At 46.4% G+C, this 20,095-nt stretch carries 12 protein-coding genes; 11 read left to right on the top strand and 1 reads right to left on the bottom strand.

Annotated elements, in window-relative coordinates; translation table 11 throughout:
- Nucleotides 1-173: 173 nt before the first annotated feature.
- From NSQ20_RS31150 to NSQ20_RS31125, 6 genes are all read left to right on the top strand, one after another.
- Nucleotides 174-1,310 (top strand): response regulator, encoded by a 1,137-nt coding sequence (locus tag NSQ20_RS31150; RefSeq protein WP_340031509.1) that lies wholly within the window; start codon nucleotides 174-176, stop codon nucleotides 1,308-1,310.
- 177 nt (nucleotides 1,311-1,487) lie between these two features.
- Nucleotides 1,488-5,513, top strand: a complete 4,026-nt coding sequence (locus NSQ20_RS31145; protein ID WP_340031507.1) for an S-layer homology domain-containing protein — start codon at nucleotides 1,488-1,490, stop codon at nucleotides 5,511-5,513.
- A 339-nt stretch (nucleotides 5,514-5,852) separates the two neighbouring features.
- Nucleotides 5,853-7,961: a TerD family protein gene (locus NSQ20_RS31140; protein WP_340031506.1), complete on the top strand. Its 2,109-nt coding sequence runs from the start codon at nucleotides 5,853-5,855 to the stop codon at nucleotides 7,959-7,961.
- A 179-nt stretch (nucleotides 7,962-8,140) separates the two neighbouring features.
- Nucleotides 8,141-9,013, top strand: a complete 873-nt coding sequence (locus NSQ20_RS31135) for an AraC family transcriptional regulator (protein ID WP_340028022.1) — start codon at nucleotides 8,141-8,143, stop codon at nucleotides 9,011-9,013.
- A gap of 352 nt (nucleotides 9,014-9,365) precedes the next feature.
- Complete coding sequence (locus NSQ20_RS31130; protein ID WP_340031505.1) at nucleotides 9,366-10,991, top strand: rhamnogalacturonan lyase B N-terminal domain-containing protein; 1,626 nt, start codon at nucleotides 9,366-9,368, stop codon at nucleotides 10,989-10,991.
- A 214-nt stretch (nucleotides 10,992-11,205) separates the two neighbouring features.
- Nucleotides 11,206-12,156: an SMI1/KNR4 family protein gene (locus tag NSQ20_RS31125; RefSeq protein ID WP_340031504.1), complete on the top strand. Its 951-nt coding sequence runs from the start codon at nucleotides 11,206-11,208 to the stop codon at nucleotides 12,154-12,156.
- 138 nt (nucleotides 12,157-12,294) lie between these two features.
- On the opposite strand, the gene NSQ20_RS31120 is transcribed toward NSQ20_RS31125, so the two are convergent.
- Nucleotides 12,295-12,792, bottom strand: a complete 498-nt coding sequence (locus NSQ20_RS31120; protein WP_036671799.1) for a DinB family protein — start codon at nucleotides 12,790-12,792, stop codon at nucleotides 12,295-12,297.
- Between the two features lie 175 nt (nucleotides 12,793-12,967).
- On the opposite strand from NSQ20_RS31120, the gene NSQ20_RS31115 reads away from it, so the two are divergent.
- The 5 genes from NSQ20_RS31115 to NSQ20_RS31095 all read left to right on the top strand — a co-directional run bounded on the left by NSQ20_RS31115 (nucleotide 12,968) and on the right by NSQ20_RS31095 (nucleotide 20,056).
- A complete protein-coding gene (locus NSQ20_RS31115; RefSeq protein ID WP_076320258.1) occupies nucleotides 12,968-14,125 on the top strand; it encodes a response regulator in 1,158 nt (385 codons plus the stop codon).
- A gap of 3 nt (nucleotides 14,126-14,128) precedes the next feature.
- Complete coding sequence (locus NSQ20_RS31110) at nucleotides 14,129-17,266, top strand: ATP-binding protein (protein WP_340031503.1); 3,138 nt, start codon at nucleotides 14,129-14,131, stop codon at nucleotides 17,264-17,266.
- 168 nt (nucleotides 17,267-17,434) lie between these two features.
- Nucleotides 17,435-18,754, top strand: coding sequence for an ATP-binding protein (locus tag NSQ20_RS31105; protein ID WP_340031502.1), 1,320 nt, complete (start codon nucleotides 17,435-17,437; stop codon nucleotides 18,752-18,754).
- Nucleotides 18,726-19,619: a response regulator gene (locus NSQ20_RS31100; RefSeq protein ID WP_340031501.1), complete on the top strand. Its 894-nt coding sequence runs from the start codon at nucleotides 18,726-18,728 to the stop codon at nucleotides 19,617-19,619. Before NSQ20_RS31105 ends, NSQ20_RS31100 begins: the two co-directional genes overlap by 29 nt.
- 68 nt (nucleotides 19,620-19,687) lie before the next feature.
- The gene (locus tag NSQ20_RS31095; protein WP_340031500.1) at nucleotides 19,688-20,056 is read left to right on the top strand and encodes a DUF4180 domain-containing protein; all 369 of its coding nucleotides are present in this window, start codon (nucleotides 19,688-19,690) and stop codon (nucleotides 20,054-20,056) included.
- Nucleotides 20,057-20,095: the final 39 nt, after the last annotated feature.

Genomic DNA, 20,095 nt, shown 5'->3' with positions numbered 1-20,095 from the left:
GACTTTAGTTTTCGACAGTTTACTTCAAATTCCTGCATGCCCTCTGCCAAAGATGAACATTTTTTTGAGTACCGGAACATAGATTCTATATTTAAATGATAGCGGTCCCACGTCAGAATTTATGGTAAAATTATAGATTAAAGGGTGATCAGTGAGCCAGAGGAGTTGTGCATATGAGAGTGATTTTGGTAGATGATGAATATCTCGCTCTGAGCAGGTTGAACAAACTGTTGCAAGAGAGAGAGGATTGCGAAGTTATCGGCTCTTTTCTGACGGCACAGGAAGCCATAGATCAGATCGAAATTCATCTGCCGGAAATCGTCTTCATGGACGTTCAAATGCCGGGGATGAACGGGATCGAGGCGACCGAACGTATCCATGAGGTTTCTCCTGGAACAGAAGTTATTTTCACAACCGCATATAACGAACATGCACTGACGGCCTATGGGCTTGAAGTGCTGGATTATATTATGAAGCCTGTAACGCGTGACCGTTTGGAAAAAACGATGAAGATGTATCAACGCCGAACGGTGTCAGCAAGTCTGAATGTAGCAGAAGGGCCATCCATGTTGATCCGTTGTCTGGGGATGCTCCAAGTCCAAGTGCACCCCAATGAGCCGCCAAAACATATGAAATTCAGAACAACCAAGATTAGAGAGTTATTTGCTTATTTGCTCCACCATCGGAACAAACCGATTAAGCGGGATACACTACTTGAATTGTTGTGGCCAGAGTTGGATGAGCGGAGAGGTATATCCAATCTGCACAGTGGGATCCATCGCTTACGCAGCATGATGAACGAATTCATGGGTGAGGACAAGATGGTCATTCGTTATCAACAGTTTGGTTATCTATTGGAAACGGGTGAATTCAGGATTGATGCGGAAGAATGGGAGAGCCGTCTTAACCGATTGCCTCTATTATCTTCGTCTACAATAACTGAACATCGGCAGACCTCAGATCAATATGAAGGCAAATATTATGGCGAGGACGATTATGTATGGGCTGAGTTGGAGCGCCAGCGATTGCATGCACTCTGGCGTAACCATGCCATGCAACTCGCACAATATTACATTGATCTAGGGCAGAATACGGAAGCACTAACGCTATATTACCGGGTACAGCAATTCGAACCATCATTGGAGGAAGTCGGACTGGCCTTAATGAAGACCTACGATCGATTAGGCAATAAAGATCCTGTGGTCGCTCAATATAATCAGTTGGTTATCGCTTTAGAACAAGAGGCAGGTATACGTCCTGGCCTAGAAGTTGAGTTATGGTACCAACAATGGAAAAATTCGAATAGTTAATTGGAAATATACAGCCTTGCAGCTTCATTTGCAAGGCTGTTTTTTGTTGTATTTGCTAGTGAAAGGTTTGGTAAGAGTTTGGTAAGAGGCCATGTGTAGAATAAGCAAGATGAGGGTAGATATGATGTTTTGAGTCAGTAAGCAGTCCAAAAATAACATATTAAGTAGGAGGAAACTATGTACACAGCAAAAATCCGGAAGAAACCATGGCAAAGAATTTCCATGCTGGTTCTTTCCTTTATTCTAGCGATTGGAACGTTGCCCATGAGTTTGGCTCAAGCGGAGTCGACTAACCAGACTCCTGTTGGTCCGGGCGGAGTTGGATCCCCTTCACTATGGCTACGACCAGAGCGGGTAAGCGGAGTTGCCAGCGGCGAAAAGGTGAGTATCTGGGAAGATCAAGGCAGTAAAATAAACAATGCAACCCAAAGTACGGAAGCTAATCAACCGACCTATTGGGATGATAAAAATCATAATATCAATTTCAATCCGGTATTGGAATATAACGGCACGAGTAGTTTTATGAATCTGGATGTAAGTAAGCTTCCTCAAGGGAAGAGCCCCAGATCGATCATTACCGTTAGTAAAACCAATAAAACGGGAGGCCTCAATTATATTATTTCATGGGGAGTACAAACACCGAATGCTTATACGGGTATGGGGATGCTTCAGAATAATACAAGGGGCGGCTTGACGACATTTAACAGTGATAGAAACCAAACATTATACACCCCTGAAGGATTCTTGGGCACGACTTTCCCGAACGAGCAATTTGTTACTTGGACAGGCGGAGATACTGGTATAAACCAAGCTAGATTGTACAGTAAAATGAAGCAGGTACAGCAACTAAATGACTGGGGAAAAGATAATGTTAAGCTATGGGATACTGGTAACTCTGGCGGAGCAGTAGTCGGTAAGCTGATCCCAGCAGCTACGGGCATTGAACATTGGCAGGGTACGATTGAAGAAATTATCGTATTTGACCATGCTCTTACGGACGCAGAACGCCAAAAAGTCAGCACATATCTGGCGATCAAATATGGCTACACGATGGATCAGACGACAGCAAATTCATATGTCGATTCAAACATGGCTACGATCTGGGATGCCCAGGAGAACGCAGTCTATACCCATCGCATTACAAGCATCGGTCGAGATGATCAGAGCGGATTGATGCAGAAACAAGCCAAAGCGCAGGAACTGGGATCTACGTTGACGATTGCATTGGGCAACAGTGTTGAGGATACCAATTCTGCAAATAAAAATGAATTCTTAAAGGATTCTTCTTTCTTTACGTTTGGTGACAATGGAGCAAGTACTGAATTCAAAACACCAATTACGAAAGATGGGAAAAAACTACTTGGGATGGAGCGTGTCTTCAAGGTACAGAAAGCAAATTGGACTGAATCACAGATTACACTTCAGGTAGACGAAACGGGAGGTAACCCGGCGTTGCCTCGGTATGTTGTGATCAGCGATGATACTCAATTTGGTAATCCAAACTCATTACATTTAATTGAGAATGGCCAATTAACCCTGAATACCTCTAGTTTTGGTCCGAACTCATACTTTACCATTGCAACTGCTGCTACTCCTTTGACGGTACCGGACGTCACACTGACCGACGATGAGTTGACATGGGAAGCAGTTGCGCATGCAGATAAATATGAAGTAACAATCGAACTGGAAGACGGCAGGAAGCGGACGGTGGAAGTAACCGGAATGGCGCTTAACCTGTCGCAATTGGTACCATCGCTAGAAGTTGGCACCTACAAAGTGACAGTAACAGCGAAGACGAACAATCCAGCCTATTCAGATTCAGAAGAGTCGAATTCGAAAAGTTATGATGTTATTGATAAGGCGAAGTTGAAAGCCAAAGCCGATGAGATTAACGGTAAGATCGAATCAGGCGAACTGGACGAAGAGGAGTACACACCAGAAACATGGCAAACGCTGCAAGAAGCGTTAGGAGTTGCTGAATCCGTGTTCGACGACGAGAATGCAACACCGGAACAAGTAGAAAAGGCTTATCAGGATTTGGTGGATGCCCGGAAGGGGCTTACCAAAAAGCCTGGTACTGGTGTCGACACGTCAGTGCTGAAAAATGAACATGATAGAATAAAGGGTGAAAATCTAACCGAAACGGAATATACGGTAGAGAGCTGGGAAGCACTCAAAGATGCGATGAATGAAGCAAATCGAGTGCTTAATGATCTGACAGCGAATCAAGCGCAGGTAGACAAGGCACTTCAGGATCTGACAGATGCAAGAACGGGCTTAATCCCTACAACATCTGTACCAGTTGTAGATAAATCAGCTTTGCAAGCGAAAGTAACTGAAATTACAGGTGAAAGCCTCGAAGAGTCAGCGTACACACCAGCGAGCTGGATTGCACTCAAAGATGCAATGAATGAAGCAGAGCAAGTGTTAAATGAACCGACAGCGACTCAAGCGCAGGTAGATAAGGCACTTCAGGATCTGACAGATGCAAGAACGGGACTTACCAAAGTAATTGGTACAGATGCATCTACGTTGCAGACGCTGGTCCCTTCCGTGGGAAGCTTGTCTCCGGCTTTTGATCCGGCGAAAGACACGTACACCATCTCTGTGCCGAATAGCGTATATCAATTCCAGCTCACGCCAACGGCACTTGATCCACTTGCGAAGATTGAAGTAGCTGTTGGAGATGGAGAATGGAACGAGGTTTCAAGTGGTACTGTAAGTGAGAATCTACCGCTCCAAGTCGGTGGAAATAAGATCGTTGTTAGAGTAACCGATTCACTTGGAAATGTTACGGCGTATAAAATCAACGTGACTAGAGCATCCAGTGACAATGGTAACAATGGTGGAGGCAACAATGGCGGTGGTGGCAATACGGGAGGTAACGGCGGAAGTACACCAGCACCAGCGCCTACACCTGCGCCAGTACCAACGCCAACTCCGGCACCCGTGAAGGATAATTTGGAAACAACTCGGGATGGTAACCATCAACCATTTGCTACATCCAAACCATCTGACAACAAAGAAACATTGGTTCAAGTTGATCCAGCCAAGCTGAATGTTGCCATGTCACAAGGCACAGGCCAGCAGTTCGCCATTCATTCACCGAATGATGGGGATATGAAGGTGAACGGTTTAACCCTGGAAACACTGAAACAATTGGTGGATCAAGGTTCCAAACTAAACATTAGCAATCCGCTGGCAATCTATCCGGTACCTGGCGGTAAAATGGACGTGAATGGTGTGTCCAGACAGCTTGGTAATGCAGCGTTGAATGATATTGATGTCCATGTTGATATCGCACGTTCCTCGGATGCTTTGATTGACAGCGCTGAGACAAGAGCCGCATCCCAAGGATACGAGCTACTTGTCACACCGGTTGATCTGGATCTGACGTTTACGAAAGATGGACAGACCGTGCGATCCGGCCAGCTGAATGGTTATGCACCGAAGTATATTGCACTTCCGGAAGGTATCGATCCGAACCGGATTACTACAGGCGTAATCATTAATCCGGACGGTAGCATCTTCCATGTACCAACGGTTGTCACTAAGATCAGTAGTCGTTACTATGCGCTCATTAATGACTTGCGTAGCAGCGGAAGTTACTCGGTCATCTGGAATCCACAGGATTTTGAAGATGCCAGATCCCATTGGGGTAAAATTGATGTGAACAACATCGCTGCAAGACTGGATTTGCAGGGTAACGGAGATAACACATTCTCACCGAACCGTCAGGTTACTCGTTCTGAGTTTGCCGAGATTGTTGTGCTTGGACTGGGCTTAATGCGTCAGGATGCACCACAGAATCTATTCCCTGACGTTAACGATTCCGCATGGTTCCGCTCTGCGGTAGCCCTTGCAAATGAATTCGGTATCGTTCGTGGTTACGATAATGGGAACTTCAACGGTAATCAGGAGATCACACGTGAGCAAGGATTTGCTATGGTTGCTCGTGCCTACCGTCTGATTGAGCCGGAAGCGGCAATTAGCCCGGATCAGATGAACTCTGAACTGGGACGTTACAGTGATGCAACGGATGTATCGAATTGGGCCAAAGAAGATGTAGCCCAGTTGATTGCAGCCGGAATCATCCAAGGTAATGGGCCGGAGGTGCTGAGTCCAAAGACCACGATGACTCGTGCCGAGGTTACTGCATTGATTGCAAGAATGTTGAAAGTAACAAACTTGATTGATCAATAAACACAATCTAAAATGAAAAGCCTTTGCTGACATTGGGGGTCGGCAAAGGCTTTTTTTTATTTTTATTAAATTCTTAAATTCATGTCGTAATACTTTCGCCCTGTTGGCAGATCGTGGAATCTGAGATGATGGGTTCACCAGAGGTTCGGGCGACAAACTTTGAACTGCTGGCCTTCAGGCTATTGCGATCCTTCCTTCTACAATCATTGGAGATCATAGGGTCGCAGCTCTCCTGAAGATTTTATTTCAGAGAGGAGGCGTCCAGGCTATCACATTCCTTCCTTCTAACCCTAACCTTTCACGTTATATAGGGATGTGGCTTTCCTGGACTCTTTTATCATGAACAATACCATCTATTTGCGCAGAGCAAACAAACTCATTATTGAATCAAACGAAGGGAAACAACAGTTGCCTAAGACACATCTGGCGACTGCCCTCAAAAATATTGAAGCACTCGGATACACCTTCTCGGATGAGCTAATGCAGGCGATGCGGCAGCTGTCCAAGGAACAATTTGAAACAGTGTATCATCAACTTGTGGCTGATCTGAGAGTCATGGTCGGCGCACATGTGAAGTACACACCGATGTATGCAGGATTCCCGATGCAGGTGATGCAAATAGATGAAGCGGAGTTATACCTTAATGCGATTATTCATTATCTGACCAACCTGACTGTGGTCTATCCGGATCAACCATCTGTGGAGCGAATGCCTTTGCTGGAGAAGACGGACTTGAAAGTCATTGGACTGGGAAACCAGCAAGCATTCCAGACACTCATCCGTCAGATCATTGAAGCAAAAGGTTCTATCTCGGAAACAGACAAGGCGGATATCGACACGGTATTGGAGCATGCTGACCCGGAAGACGTGGATGCGCTATTACCCGCTGAGATTCCGTTCAAAGAAAATGTGGGCTTTGTGGTTGCGTCGCTGTTGAAGCATGAAAAAGCGAACATCGACCGGATCGGTCCGTATTTCAAAACGGCAAGTGATGTCCTGCGTCTGGCTGTTGCCTGGTCCGATGGTGATGTCAGCCTGGTTGTGGCTTCTCCCTTCCGGAAATTCAAACGCCGCGAGAGACGCCTTTTGCTCGGATTATTGGAGCAATGTGGCTCCATCACAGAGGATATGCTCCGCTATAAAGATCGCTGGATTCGCCTTGGCGAAATTCTGCATCCTTCGGAATATAAGCTTCGGTATCCACGATGCGAAGAAGCCTTTGATATTTTGCGTAATAATAAACCTTATTCGACCTTCAACGGAAGTGTGGAACTTGCCTTCCAATATCGGAATGTATGGAGTCTGATTGATCTGTTGTCACAGCGTCCAGGTGAATTCGCGAGAAGACTGGATCACTTGCTGCGGATGACCGAAGATGAAGCGTATGTACTGCTGGCATTTGGTGAGGTACTGGAGCAAGTATCTACCCCGGTGTTATTGCAGGTAAGACAGCATTTTGCCCACCGTAATGAACCGCAGGATTTGCGTGTCTTTTTCCCGAAAGGCAATGTAGCCAAAGCTTTTGCTGTTCCGAATGAGCTGCCAGAGATCGATGAAGCCACGTGTCAGAATGTCGTGCAATTGTGCGAACAGGCATTGGTAGAGCGCTTCGCTGCCCTTGCCCCGCTCGGAAAGACTTATGTCGATCCGCAGCTTCATGATTATCTGGTACCCTTTTCCCAGAGATCGGCTAGCAAGGCTCTGCATACTATCGTTCGTGGAAGCCGTGTGCCGATGGCAGAGGGTGATACGATTCGTTTCTTCAACTGGTGGAAAGAGGGGGACGTGGATGGGAAGTCTACAGGGCGCGTGGACATTGACTTGTCTGCGGTGATGTACGATAAGGACTGGAACTATGTGGAGCATATTTCCTATACGAATCTGCGATCCTCTAACTATAAGGCTGTCCATAGCGGAGATATCGTGACAGCACCTAACGGAGCAAGTGAGTTCATTGATCTGCATATTCCATCCATCGTGGCTTATGGTGGACGATATGTGGTGGCAACCCTGCTTTCGTTCACCAGTCATCCGTATTGTGATCTGCCGGAATGTTTTGTAGGGTGGATGATGCGGAAGAAACCGGGGTCTGGCGAGATTTTCGAACCGTCCACCGTAGCGAACAAAATCGATATTACCGCGGATACGCAGATTGCGATCCCTGTCATTATGGACCTGGTTGAACGTACCGTCATCTGGACAGACCTGGCGCTGACAAGCCATCCGGATTACTACAATAATGTGGAAGGCAATCAAAAAGGTATGGTCCTGATGGGCAAAGCACTAACGAATTTACGCAAACCCCATCTGCATGACTTGTTCATGCTCCATGCCAAAGCTAGAGGAGAACTGGTGGATACAATGGATCAGGCGGATACAATCTATTCGGTCGATCAAGGCGTTACGCCGTATGATATCGAGCAGATTATGGCGGAGTATCTGGTTTGAATTGTTTGACTTGACTACTGGCGATATGTGAATATCTATGTGAATATCAAGGTTAGAAAAGAGTAGCTGATGCTGCTCTTTTTTCTGTTTAGATGCAAAGAGCCTACAGAATGGTGCAGGTAATGTCGGATGCCAAGAGAATGACTTTGCTAAGCTTGAATTAACGTGGGAGGGATGATATGGATACGCTGAGGCGGTTAAATGAAGCCTTGAATTATATTGAGGAGCATCTGATGGATGTCGTGGACATGAAGGAGATTTCCCGGATTGCCTGCTGCTCGGAGTATCATTTTACACGCATGTTCTCTTTTCTTAGTGGTGTAACACTCTCGGAATATATTCGACGTCGCCGCTTGACATTTGCAGCCATGGAGTTAAGCCACAGTGACAGCAAAATCATTGATATTGCACTAAAGTACGGGTATACATCGCCGGATTCTTTCTCGCGTGCTTTTCAAAGCATGCATGGCACTACGCCCTCCGAAGCGCGTAACCATGGTCCATCCCTTAAAGCCTTCCCACGGATGACATTTCAACTGACCATTCAAGGAGGAAGCGAAATGAACTACCGTATTGAAGATAAAGAGGCGTTTCGAATCGTGGGTATTCGTAAAAGGGTGCCAATCGTATTCAACGGGGTAAATCCGGAGATCGCGGCGATGTACCAGAGCCTTACACTGGAATTGATTGATTCGATCAAGGGGGCATCAAACGTCCAACCTCTGGGCTTAATCAGTGCTTCAGCCCATTTCAGTGAGGGACGGATGGCGGAACAGGGAGAACTGGATCATTACATTGGTGCAGCTACGACAAAAGAGACGCCTGAAGGACTGGAACAGCTGGAAGTTCCTGCTTCGACGTGGGCTGTATTTACTGTCGTTGGCCCGTTTCCAGGCACGCTTCAGGAGGTGTGGGGCCGGATCTACGCGGAATGGTTTCCTTCATCGGACTATGAGCTGAGTGAGGGCCCGGAAATGTTATGGAATGAGCACAAGGATGTTACTGTAGAGCAATATAGAAGTGAGATATGGATACCTATTCGGAAGAGATGATACTGTCTCTAGCTTAGTATCTACGGGCGCAGCTTTTTGAAGCTGCGTTTTTTGTTTTCAGAATTTGCTATCGGATATTCGAGCCGTTTTCATTGCAAATTTATGTAATATAATGGTATTATTTTATTGGAATTGTAAGAATACTTGTATGTAGAAGAGTGATTTAAGAAGGGGGTGGCGAGATCAGGTTTACATGAAGTGATGAGTCTATTCTATACGCACGCAGACATAACATTCCATTGATTATGGACAGGCTCACATAGCAGACATATCGATATGAGACGGAAGTGTCAGTTATTATACATTATAATGTAAGCGCTTTATTAAATGAGTTCCAAGGAGGGAATTACTCATGACCAAAAGTATAGTGAGAAAGGCGCTTGGTTTGTTTTTAATCATCGTTATGATCGCAACAGCTGTTGTATACCCTGCATCTACCGGACACGCGGCAACCATTAATGTTACGGATAACGGCTCCAGAATTGAAGTAAACACCGGATCAGGATTAGTCTATGTGGTGAACAAAACCAATGGGGATATTATCTCAGCCAAAATGAACGGTACGGAGCTGAACAGCAACAGAGGATCACATATAGGCTCAGGTTTGGGCTCCTCTGCCAATGTGACGTGGAATACCTCTCCTTCAGGATCAACCGTATTAATCACGGTATCCACAAGCACACTAACTCACTATTATGCTTCACGTGGTGGGGAGAATATCATATACATGGCCACGCATATCACGGCTCAACCTTCGATCGGGGAGCTGCGATACATTTTCCGTGGCAATGGTAGTGTGTTGACAGGTGTTCCGGCGAATTCAAACAACCGGGGTAACACCGGAGCGATTGAAAGTCAGGATGTGTTCGGGTTCGCAAACGGCCAGAGTGCCTCCAAATATTATGGTAATGATCAGGCCAAAGATTTATCCGTTCGTGGAGTTACGGGTAATGGCGTCGGTGTATTTATGGCCTACGGCAATCGGGAAAAAAGCTCTGGTGGTCCATTCTTCCGCGACATCCAGTTCCAAAGTGGAACCGAGACGGAAGTATATAATTATATGAACTCGGGACATGCACAGACGGAGAATTGGCGCCTGGGTCTGCATGGGCCGTACGCTTTGATCTTTACAACCGGAGGTACGCCAAGTGTACCCGACTTCAGTTGGATGTCTGGTCTGAATCTGCAGGGTTGGGTATCCAGTCGGGGGAACGTTGTGCTTAATGGTCTCTCCGGGATGGATACGGGTTATGCATACACAATTGGGTTCGCCAATAACAATGCCCAGTATTGGGTGGGGACGTCTTCAAGTGGGGCGGCCGCCAAATACAGCATGATCCCGGGCACGTACACTATGACAGCTTATAAGGGAGAACTAGCCGTATATACGGAAACGGTTAATGTCACGGCAGGGCAAACGACGACTCTGAATACACGTACGATCAACAATGACCCAAGTAAAGCCTCTAACATCTGGCGAATCGGCAACTGGGATGGTACACCACGGGAGTTGCTGAATGGACAGACGATTCCGATCCGTCACCCTTCCGATAGTCGCAACCCAAGCTGGGGACCTGTCACCTATGCTACCGGTAGCGCGACCAATCGATTCCCGGCAATCCAGTTCCGTGGTCAGAATTCTCCAACCACAATAACGTTTAATTTGAATGCATCTCAAGCGGCATCTTCTCATACGCTCAACATCGGTATTACCGCAGCTTACAATAATGGCAGACCGAGTGTAACGGTTAATGGACATGCTTTAACCAATCCTGCTGCATCTTCACAGCCCAAATCTCGTAGCTTCACCATTGGTACGTATCGTGGGAACAACACAACCTTTAGCTGGAATGTTCCAGCATCCTACTTCGTGAATGGTTCCAATACTATCACGATTACGCCGATCAGCGGTTCCAGTGACTTGGGTAACTGGTTAAGTGCAGGCTGGGTCTACGATTGTGTTGAGTTGCTGAATTGAATGAAGAATTCAATATAGTGGAAGGAATAGAGGAGGTAGCCTGCCTGGTTTTCTTAACCGGGTTCAGGTTACCTCTTTTAGCTTTGTCATCGGAAATGAAAAGATATCGATTCATGAGATCCCTAAGGATCTTGCTTTGCTGGAGATGGTGATCCGGATAGTGGTATAATTTTCAATACGTAATCATGAGTGAATGAACGGGGAGGAAAAGAGAATGAGAGACGATCTGTTGGTTCAATTGCAAGAGTGGCATGAAGAAGATGAATTTCAGGAAATTGTAGATGCAATCCAAGCGATTCCTGTGGAAGAAAGAGATTATGAGCTGGTTAACCATTTGGGACGAGCGCTGAATAACTTGGAACAGTATGAAGAAGCGGTTGAACAATTCCTGACGGTTGCTAAAGAGGGCACAGGTGACCCACTCTGGCATTATCGGATTGGACTGGCTTATTATTATCTGGAGCAATATGCGCATGCGCTGCAGGCGTTTGAAAGAGCGGATGAATTGGACCCTGAAGATGAAGATACGCTGGAGTTTCTGGGATGGATTCGAAGCAAAATGGAGGAGCCGTCCGAATCTGAACATGAAGTTGAAACGGATCCAGAGGCTGTTGGAGAATTCCGTGTACCCGTTGACGTTGTAGCGACCTTTGAAGCGGTTCCCAGACCAGAATCCGGCGAATTCTGGAACGATAGTGAGCAGGCACTGGAGCACTATGTGTCCAATCCGCCGAGTGATGGTCTCATTGAGTCTGTGGAGGAGCAATTGGTGTTCCGACTCCCTGCCTCCTACATTGAGATGATGAAGCTGCATAACGGTGGTATTCCGTACAATCGTTATTTCCCTGTGGCGAACACAGATACGGGAGCTACGGATTATGTTGAAATTGAAGGTATACTGGGCATTGGCCGTGAGAAGCCTCGCACACTAGCGGGTATTCAAGGCAGCTGGAATTTGATTGAACATGAAGGTTATCCGGAGATTGGTGTGGTCATCGCGGTATCTCCTTCGGAGTCGGGGGTTGTGATGCTCGATTATCGTTCATTCGGTAATGATGGAGAACCAGAGGTCGTTTATGTGAAGAGGGAGAATCCCAAAGAGATCATTTCGCTGGCACCGAACTTTGAGACGTTTATCCAAGGGCTGATGACTCCAGAAGTCTAGTATGAATAATATCATTGTGTTGAAGCGCCTCTATACTAGTGCTAACTAGACAATGTAGAGTATGGTAAAAACAATACAAGCCGCGAGGGAGATACATTCCCTTGCGGCTTGCTTTCGTTCTATCGGAATCTTTCCGGTTTACGCCGGATATCCGCCACCTGGAGGCGGCCATGCGCCGTAGAAGCGACGCAGCAGAACAATCTCACCCAGATGGTACGAGTTATGGGATGCGATATTGCGTAGAAGTCCTGCTTTAGTTTCACCAGGGAAATAGAGCAGTGGATCATCTAATTGTGCAGTTTCGGCAATCGCTACGGCTTGATCAACCCCATCCAAGAATGCCTGAATATCTGCCTTCCACGTGGCTTCGTCCTGTGGACCCTTCTCCTCAGGCCAGCTCTCACTCACGTTAGCAGGGAGCTGTGGTTTGCGTCCTTCCAAGTGTTCGAGCATGAATTGCTGCCAATAATGCATATGCTTCACCAACTGATAGATCGTATATGGCATGGCATCGTGCGTACGAGCAGCAAGTGTGACATCGATATCGGGTAGAGCACGGGCGATGCGGATATGACCGCGTTCCCCCACTAATGATTTGACAAGGGCTTGCCCAAAGCTTTGATTAACATCTGACATATGGTACCTTCCTCTCTTCCAAGACCGGATCTGATAACCCGTCTTCTATTTAGTATTATACAATTAAATTGCTAAAAATTAAAAATGGGTAACGAAGAACGCTAAATACTTAAAATGCCTATGATATAATAGTGAAAATAAATCTCAAGACCTCAGGGTCGAGGAGGAAGCTCCTGTGAAAGTGATATTGGTTGACGACGAACGTCTAGCGTTGATAGGCCTTCAAAAATCACTAGAAAAAGAAGTAAGCGGCATTGAAATTATCGCTACATATATGAATCCAACAGAGGCTGTGGCGGGTATTGTGGAGCACCGTCCTGATGTTGTATTTCTGGATATTCATATGCCGGAGATGGATGGTATGGATCTGGGAAGACAGATTCAGGCGGTAACACCGGGCACCGAAATTATATTTGTCACCAGTTACGATCAATATGCGGTGCATGCTTTCGAATTACAGGCTTTGGACTATGTGATGAAGCCCATCCAAAAGGATCGATTGAAGCAGACGGTGAGCCGCGTAAGAGAGAAACTGAGCGTAAAACGCGAGCAGCGGTCAAAGGATACAAACGTACCTTTAATTTGCTGTTTTAATCAGATTCAGTTTAAGCTTCCAGGCAAGGATGTTCAGGTTGCCAAATGGCGTACAAGCAAGGCGCAGGAGCTGTTTGCATACTTGCTTCACCACCGGAACCAGGTCATCCATCGCAGTGTTCTGCTGGAGCTTCTGTGGCCGGGAATGGAAGAGGAGAAGACGACACATCAACTCTACACTGCAATGTATCATGTCCGCCAAACCCTGAAAACTTGCAATATGGATATGATCACGATTCAGAGCGGGCACCTGGAGGCAGGCTATCGACTCGAATTGGGTGAGGCTCAGTTGGATAGTGAGCAGTGGGAACGGGAAATCAGGCAATGGAAAGTCATAGACGCAAGTACCGTTCATGCCTATGAGCAAGCGCTTCATCTATATAAGGGTACCTATCTTGGCAATTATGAATACATGTGGGCTGAACCTGAGCGGGAAAGATTACGCTATCTGTGGCTATATCATATGAGACAACTAAGTCTGTATTACCAGCAGCATGGGCTGGCGGAGAAAGTGGTCGAGAGTACACAACGTATCCAGCATATGCTTCCGGACGAAGAAGAAAGTTATTTTATGCTAATGAAGTTATATGATGAAATGCACAACGATCTCGGTGTGGAGGAGCAGTATCGTCTCTTAACCACCAGAATGGAGCAAGATTTGGAGATACCGATCAGTGAGGACATTACCGAATGGTATCAGGACTGGAAGCTCGGTTTAACCAAAGTCATGAAAAAATAATTAATGAAATTACTTCAAACGAAACGTATGGACCGTTACAAATATTTGTTCATTATGCTGATCATTTTTGGATTGTTAATTGGCATGCGCTCGGTATGGTCTGAGCTATTCCACACAGTAGATGAGCATCGCGCCGTTAACGGGGTGCTTGATTTGAGAGATGTGGATCTGGATCAGTCCCCTGTCATGTACTTGAATGGGGAATGGGAACTTTACCCGGATGAGTTGCTGACCCAACAAGATATTGCGAAGAGGAATGGCGGTGCGAAGAGTGTTCAGGTCCCAGGAGACTGGGGGAATGGACAGAGTCAGGAACAAGAGGGTTCGTACGGTTACGGAACATATCGCTTGCGTATTTTGACAGATCCACTTCAGACGCCTGTTACCTTTTGGTTCAAGGGGATTCGAAGTTCCTCCGAGATCGAGATGAATGGAGACGCGGACGGGGGCATGGGTGAGATCTCCGTGGATAGCAGTACATATATACCCCGAAGTACTTCGTATACAGCGACCTATGATCAGGAAGGAACAACCTCCATTGAACTATTGGTTCGTGTAGCCAATTACGATAGCCCATATATGGGCGGAATTAGCAAACCTGTTCGCTTTGGTTCACAGGCAGCCGTTGATTTTTCGCGTTGGTATTCCATTGGTTTTCAGATGCTCACCTTTCTGGTTCTGCTCCTCCACGGCATGTATGCCTGTATTCTTTACGCATTTAATCGACAGGAACGTTCCTTGCTGGTTGGAGCCGTATTAACTTTATCTGTTGGCATCACGGTTACGATGGGTCATGATAATATATTGATGTTATGGCTTCCAATTAATTATACTTGGGGCATTAAAATTCGATTGATCTCATTGTTGCTGCAAAATGCTTGTATCCTTCTGTTATTCCAGAGATTAACGATGGTTCATGTACGAAAGGCATGGCTACAGTGGCATGTTGTCATGACCTTGATCTATACGGCCGTGATTGTGGTGATGCCCATTCATATTACATATGCCATGATCCATTACAACGTCATTAACCTATTCTTTCTTGTATCCCTGATCTGGTTTCTATATATCGTCGGAACGATGATCTTCAGGAAACAGGCGGACCGGGATATTGTTTTTCTGCTGCTTACTGCAGGAGGTATTACATCCAACCTGTTATGGAGTGTGGCCGAGACAGCCGGAGATGTGACAACAGTCTATTATCCTATTGATATTATCTTTGCGATTACGGGCTTCTCTGCCTATTGGTTCAAGAAATACTTCAGGAATGTCAGGGAGAATATGAAGCTGAATACAGAGCTGCAGAAGGGCGACAAAATTAAAGATCAGTTCTTGGCGAATACATCACATGAACTGCGGACTCCACTGCATGGGATCATTAACATCGCTCACAACGTGGTCACCCGAGAGAAAAACAGGCTGGATGAACGGAGCCTGGAGGATATGGAGTTGCTGATTACGATCGGTCGACGGATGTCACATCTCCTTGGTGATCTACTGGATGTAGTCCGGCTGAAGGAGCACCGCATTGAGTTACGTCAGGGGCCTCTTTCCATACAGTCGGTTGTGCCTGGCGTTATCGCCATGCTGCAATTCATGGCAGAACGAAAACCGGTTTGCCTTCATATGGAGATTCCCGAATCGTTCCCTCAGGTCATGGCTGATGAAGAAAGGCTTGTTCAGATTTTGTATAATCTACTGCATAACGCGCTTAAACATACAGAGGAAGGAACGATATCCGTAAGTGCCGAAATTCGTGAAGGACATGCTCTGATTCATGTGACGGATACAGGCATTGGCATGGATGAGGATACACGGATGCGTATTTTCCTTCCGTATGAACAAGGGTCGTATGGAATCAGTGATGGACAAGGCATCGGGCTTGGACTGAACATCTGCAAAGAGCTTGTAGAACTGCACGGCGGGGCACTTACGGTTCGCTCGGAACTCGGAAAGGGCTCGGTATTCAGCTTCGATCTACCACTCGCGGATGAAGCCGCCGATCAGGCTCAGTCGCAGCTACCTCTAATTTGGGAACAGGCCGCGGAGATGATGGAAGATGCACCCAGCGGATTCCTGTTACCCCGCCCAGGTATGGGGGACGCGGAAGCCTTGGCGACAGCAGAGATGGCTCCATTGTTAAAAGAGGGGAGAGCCACCATTCTGGCTGTCGATGATGATCCGGTGAATCTGGATGTGCTGGTCAGCATTCTTTCGACGGAACCATATGATATAACTACAGCGGGTTCGGGTCAGGAAGCGATGGAATTGCTCGGCACACGTCAGTGGGATCTGCTCATTACAGATGTGATGATGCCCAATATGTCCGGCTATGAGTTAACCCAGAAGGTGAGGGAACAATTCTCGATGTCGGAGCTTCCTGTGCTGCTGTTGACGGCACGAAGTCAGCCGCCAGATATCTACACGGGGTTTGCATCGGGCGCCAATGATTATGTCACGAAGCCTGTAGATGCGGTGGAACTAAAATATCGGATACGTGCATTGACCATGCTAAATCAGTCTATCCAAGAGCGCCTGCGCATGGAGGCCGCTTATTTACAGGCTCAGATTCAGCCTCACTTCCTATTCAATACGTTGAATTCACTTATGGTTTTAAGTGATATTGATACAGAGCATATGCGGAAGCTTGGCGATGCTTTTTCATCCTATTTACGGATCAGCTTCAACTATCTCAACACAGGGGAACTGGTGAAATTATCATATGAGCTGGAACTCGTTGAAGCCTATCTTTTTATTGAAAAAACACGATTTGAGGATCGATTGTCGGTGGTATTAAACGTAGAGCCGGACCTTCCGTTGCTTCTCCCGCCGCTATCAATTCAGCCTTTGATTGAAAATGCCGTCAGACACGGACTATTAAGCCGCAATGTAGGCGGTACGTTATGCCTATCGATCACTCGCCATGAGGGTTATACCCGTATTGAGGTGAAGGATAATGGCAAAGGCATCGAACCGGAGAAGGTTGCAGAGCTGCTACATGCTACGCCAGGTGGAAAAGGCGGAATAGGCATTGTGAATACAAACCGCAGATTGCTGCAAAGGTATGGTCAGGGATTATCGATTGTAAGTGAGCCGGGTGAGGGCACGATGGTATCATTTGATATTCCGGATGAGATATAAGGAAAAGGCCGCAGAAGTGAAAACTTCCGGCCTTTTTGTTTTAATTGCGTGTTCATTCCCTAATTTTAATTATTTCTAATGCTTCTTTCATATGTTAGTATATTTAACATTAGAAGCGCGGGTTCCGGCATTGGGCGCTAAACGTTGTTATAGTGGGTGAAGAGATCGATGCGCAATTGGGTCAAAAATGAGAATGTGCAGATGACGGCCATTGCCATTACCACTGCGGTAGGGGCGCAATTCAAGATAAATCCGTTCCGGGAAGATTACTTCCGAATCGGGCTGGGGGTTAGCATCCTTTTATTTCTGCTGATGATCATGCCACACTTATCTTATGTGAAGACAGGAATCCTGACAGGCATCGCGAATTTGCTGTTCCAGTCGGTAGATCTCATCAATCATGTACAGACGGTGTCTATACTGGAAAGCATGCGGGACAATCTGGGGGCAGGTGTGTATTATGTGGTCTTTGCCTATGGGCTTAGCAAGTTCAAGCATCGATTCCATGAGATGCAGCCTCTTCTGCTCGGCGGGTTAATCACATGTATCGATTTCTCCTCTAATCTTGTTGAGCTGCTTTTTCGCGGAATGTTAAGCGGGACCAATATTTTTTATATGAAGGAATGGTTGTATCTGCTTGTGGTAGGTGGTCTGCGAAGTTATTTTGTGATTGGGCTATATAACAGCATTGCGGTGAGGCAGATGCGGCTCTTACATGCAGAGCAGGAGAAGCGGATGGAGCAGATGCTGAGTGTGAACTCAGGTCTGTATGGCGAGGTCTTTTACCTGAAGAAAGCGATGAATACGATCGAAGGCATTACAGCTGACAGCTATGATCTATATCGCGATCTCCGGGAGCAGGACATGAATCAATACAGTCAGCGCACCCTGGGCATCGCTCAGCAGATTCATGAAGTGAAGAAGGATTCACAACGCATTCTGGCAGGTCTGCTGAAGCTGTATGATAATGAAAAAGCGGTCAACATGAGCCTATCTGAAGTACTGAACTTTGCCAGCAAAGCAAACCGAAAATATAGCGAAATGCTTCATAAGCAGGTCGAGATCGATATTGAGCAACAGTATGATTGTGAGTCTCCGTATTACATTCCTCTTCTCACGGTAATGAATAACCTGATTGCCAATGCGGTAGAGGCGATTGAGCATGACGGGACGGTCCGAATTCATGTATATGAGCAAGAAGATGACGTGCATTTCGTCGTGATGGACACTGGAAAAGGTGTACCTGAAGCCAAACGGGATGTTATTTTTGAACCAGGCTATACAACAAAGTTCAATGAAGTTGGCATTGCTGCGACGGGCATTGGCTTGTCCCATGTACGTGATATCGTTCAGTCGTTGGCGGGACAAATGAAGGTAGAGTCGGCGCCTCCGGGAGAGACAGGGACAACATTTGTTATAGCTATTCCCAAAATAAATCTGATCAAGGGGGCCGATGTCGATGACACTTTCTATCATGATCGTGGATGATGATGTGGTAAGTCGGAGTATGCTGCATGATATCATTGAATCCTGTGGAATCGGCGAGCTTGCAGGCATGGCAGAGGGTGGCATAGAAGGAGCACGCATGATCATGGATCTGCGTCCCGATGTGGTGCTGATTGATCTGCTGATGCCGGATCAGGACGGAATTGAGACGGTAGCGAAGCTGAAGCAAGGCGGTTATACCGGTAAATTCATCATGATCTCTCAGGTGGAGAACAAGGAGATGGTAGGGGAGGCCTACCAGAACGGCATTGAATTCTTCATTCATAAACCGATTAATCGGGTGGAAGTGGAGCATGTGCTCAGCAAAGTGAATGACCAGTGGAAGTATGAACGTTACGTGCTGGAGATCAAGCAGTCGATGGCTCGATTGAATCTGGTGGAAGCACCGGCCCCTGCCCAAGGTCGTACGGTGCGAGATGCGGCACGAAGCATTCTAATGGATCTGGGGATTATCGGAGAAAGTGGTAGCAAGGACATCATTGCGCTCATGGAGTATGCGATTGATCAGAAGCAGGTGGCGGAGTGGCCGCCACTGAAGGAGTCCTATGAAGCGGTGGCCCAGACGTACAAGTCCACGCCCAAAGACGTCGAGAAAGAGAGCAAGGCGATGGAACAGCGCATTCGCAGAACGGTAATTGCCGCGTTAACAAACATGGCCTCGATTGGACTCAACGATTATAGCAACCACAAGTTTGAGCATTATGCTCCCCTGTACTTCGACTTCCAGGATGTTCGAATGAAGATGAGAGCCATGGAAGAAGATCAGGCAGGCGACAAAGGCAAGGTTAATATCAAAAAGTTCCTGCATGTGTTCTATATGGAGACGCTTGAAAAGATGAATAACTAAATAATTATAGTAACTGAGATATGTTAACTCATAACCAAAAGCCGATGTCCAGAGGAGGAGAAAGTGAAATGAACATAACTATTGATCAGCAAGGTAATTCCAAAGTCGCCATTATTGAAAGTGATGGCATCGTCATCAACAATGCTCAAGATGCACTGGATTTGATGGCTTCGGTAAGGTATACCGATGATGCTGATAAACTCATTATCGACAAATCGAACATCACGGAAGAGTTCTTCGAACTGAAAACCAAGCTTGCAGGCGACATTTTGCAGAAATACGTGAACTATCATGTTAAGCTTGCTATTGTGGGAGATTTCGAAGGACATAACAGCAAGAGCCTGAGAGATTTCATCTATGAGTGCAACAATGGCAAGTATGTTTTCTTTTTGAAAAACAAAGAGGAAGCGCTTCAAAAGTTGCATAATATCAGTTAAGCGTACATCCGAGGCATGTAGAGAGCCTGCTTATAATTT

The organism is Paenibacillus sp. FSL K6-1122 (assembly GCF_037977015.1).
GTDB classification, from domain to species: domain Bacteria; phylum Bacillota; class Bacilli; order Paenibacillales; family Paenibacillaceae; genus Paenibacillus; species Paenibacillus amylolyticus.
The sequence above is the reverse complement of the archived record's forward strand: the minus strand, read 5'-3'. Positions and strand labels throughout refer to the sequence as shown.

What these genes read in the sequence shown, in the direction of transcription:
- NSQ20_RS31150 (WP_340031509.1), top strand. Translation starts at nt 174, where the DNA reads ATGAGAGTGATTTTGGTAGATGATGAATATCTCGCTCTGAGCAGGTTG.
- NSQ20_RS31145 (WP_340031507.1), top strand. Translation starts at nt 1,488, where the DNA reads ATGTACACAGCAAAAATCCGGAAGAAACCATGGCAAAGAATTTCCATG.
- NSQ20_RS31140 (WP_340031506.1), top strand. Translation starts at nt 5,853, where the DNA reads ATGAACAATACCATCTATTTGCGCAGAGCAAACAAACTCATTATTGAA.
- NSQ20_RS31135 (WP_340028022.1), top strand. Translation starts at nt 8,141, where the DNA reads ATGGATACGCTGAGGCGGTTAAATGAAGCCTTGAATTATATTGAGGAG.
- NSQ20_RS31130 (WP_340031505.1), top strand. Translation starts at nt 9,366, where the DNA reads ATGACCAAAAGTATAGTGAGAAAGGCGCTTGGTTTGTTTTTAATCATC.
- NSQ20_RS31125 (WP_340031504.1), top strand. Translation starts at nt 11,206, where the DNA reads ATGAGAGACGATCTGTTGGTTCAATTGCAAGAGTGGCATGAAGAAGAT.
- NSQ20_RS31120 (WP_036671799.1), bottom strand. Translation starts at nt 12,792, where the DNA reads ATGTCAGATGTTAATCAAAGCTTTGGGCAAGCCCTTGTCAAATCATTA.
- NSQ20_RS31110 (WP_340031503.1), top strand. Translation starts at nt 14,129, where the DNA reads ATGAAATTACTTCAAACGAAACGTATGGACCGTTACAAATATTTGTTC.
- NSQ20_RS31105 (WP_340031502.1), top strand. Translation starts at nt 17,435, where the DNA reads ATGCGCAATTGGGTCAAAAATGAGAATGTGCAGATGACGGCCATTGCC.
- NSQ20_RS31100 (WP_340031501.1), top strand. Translation starts at nt 18,726, where the DNA reads ATGACACTTTCTATCATGATCGTGGATGATGATGTGGTAAGTCGGAGT.
- NSQ20_RS31095 (WP_340031500.1), top strand. Translation starts at nt 19,688, where the DNA reads ATGAACATAACTATTGATCAGCAAGGTAATTCCAAAGTCGCCATTATT.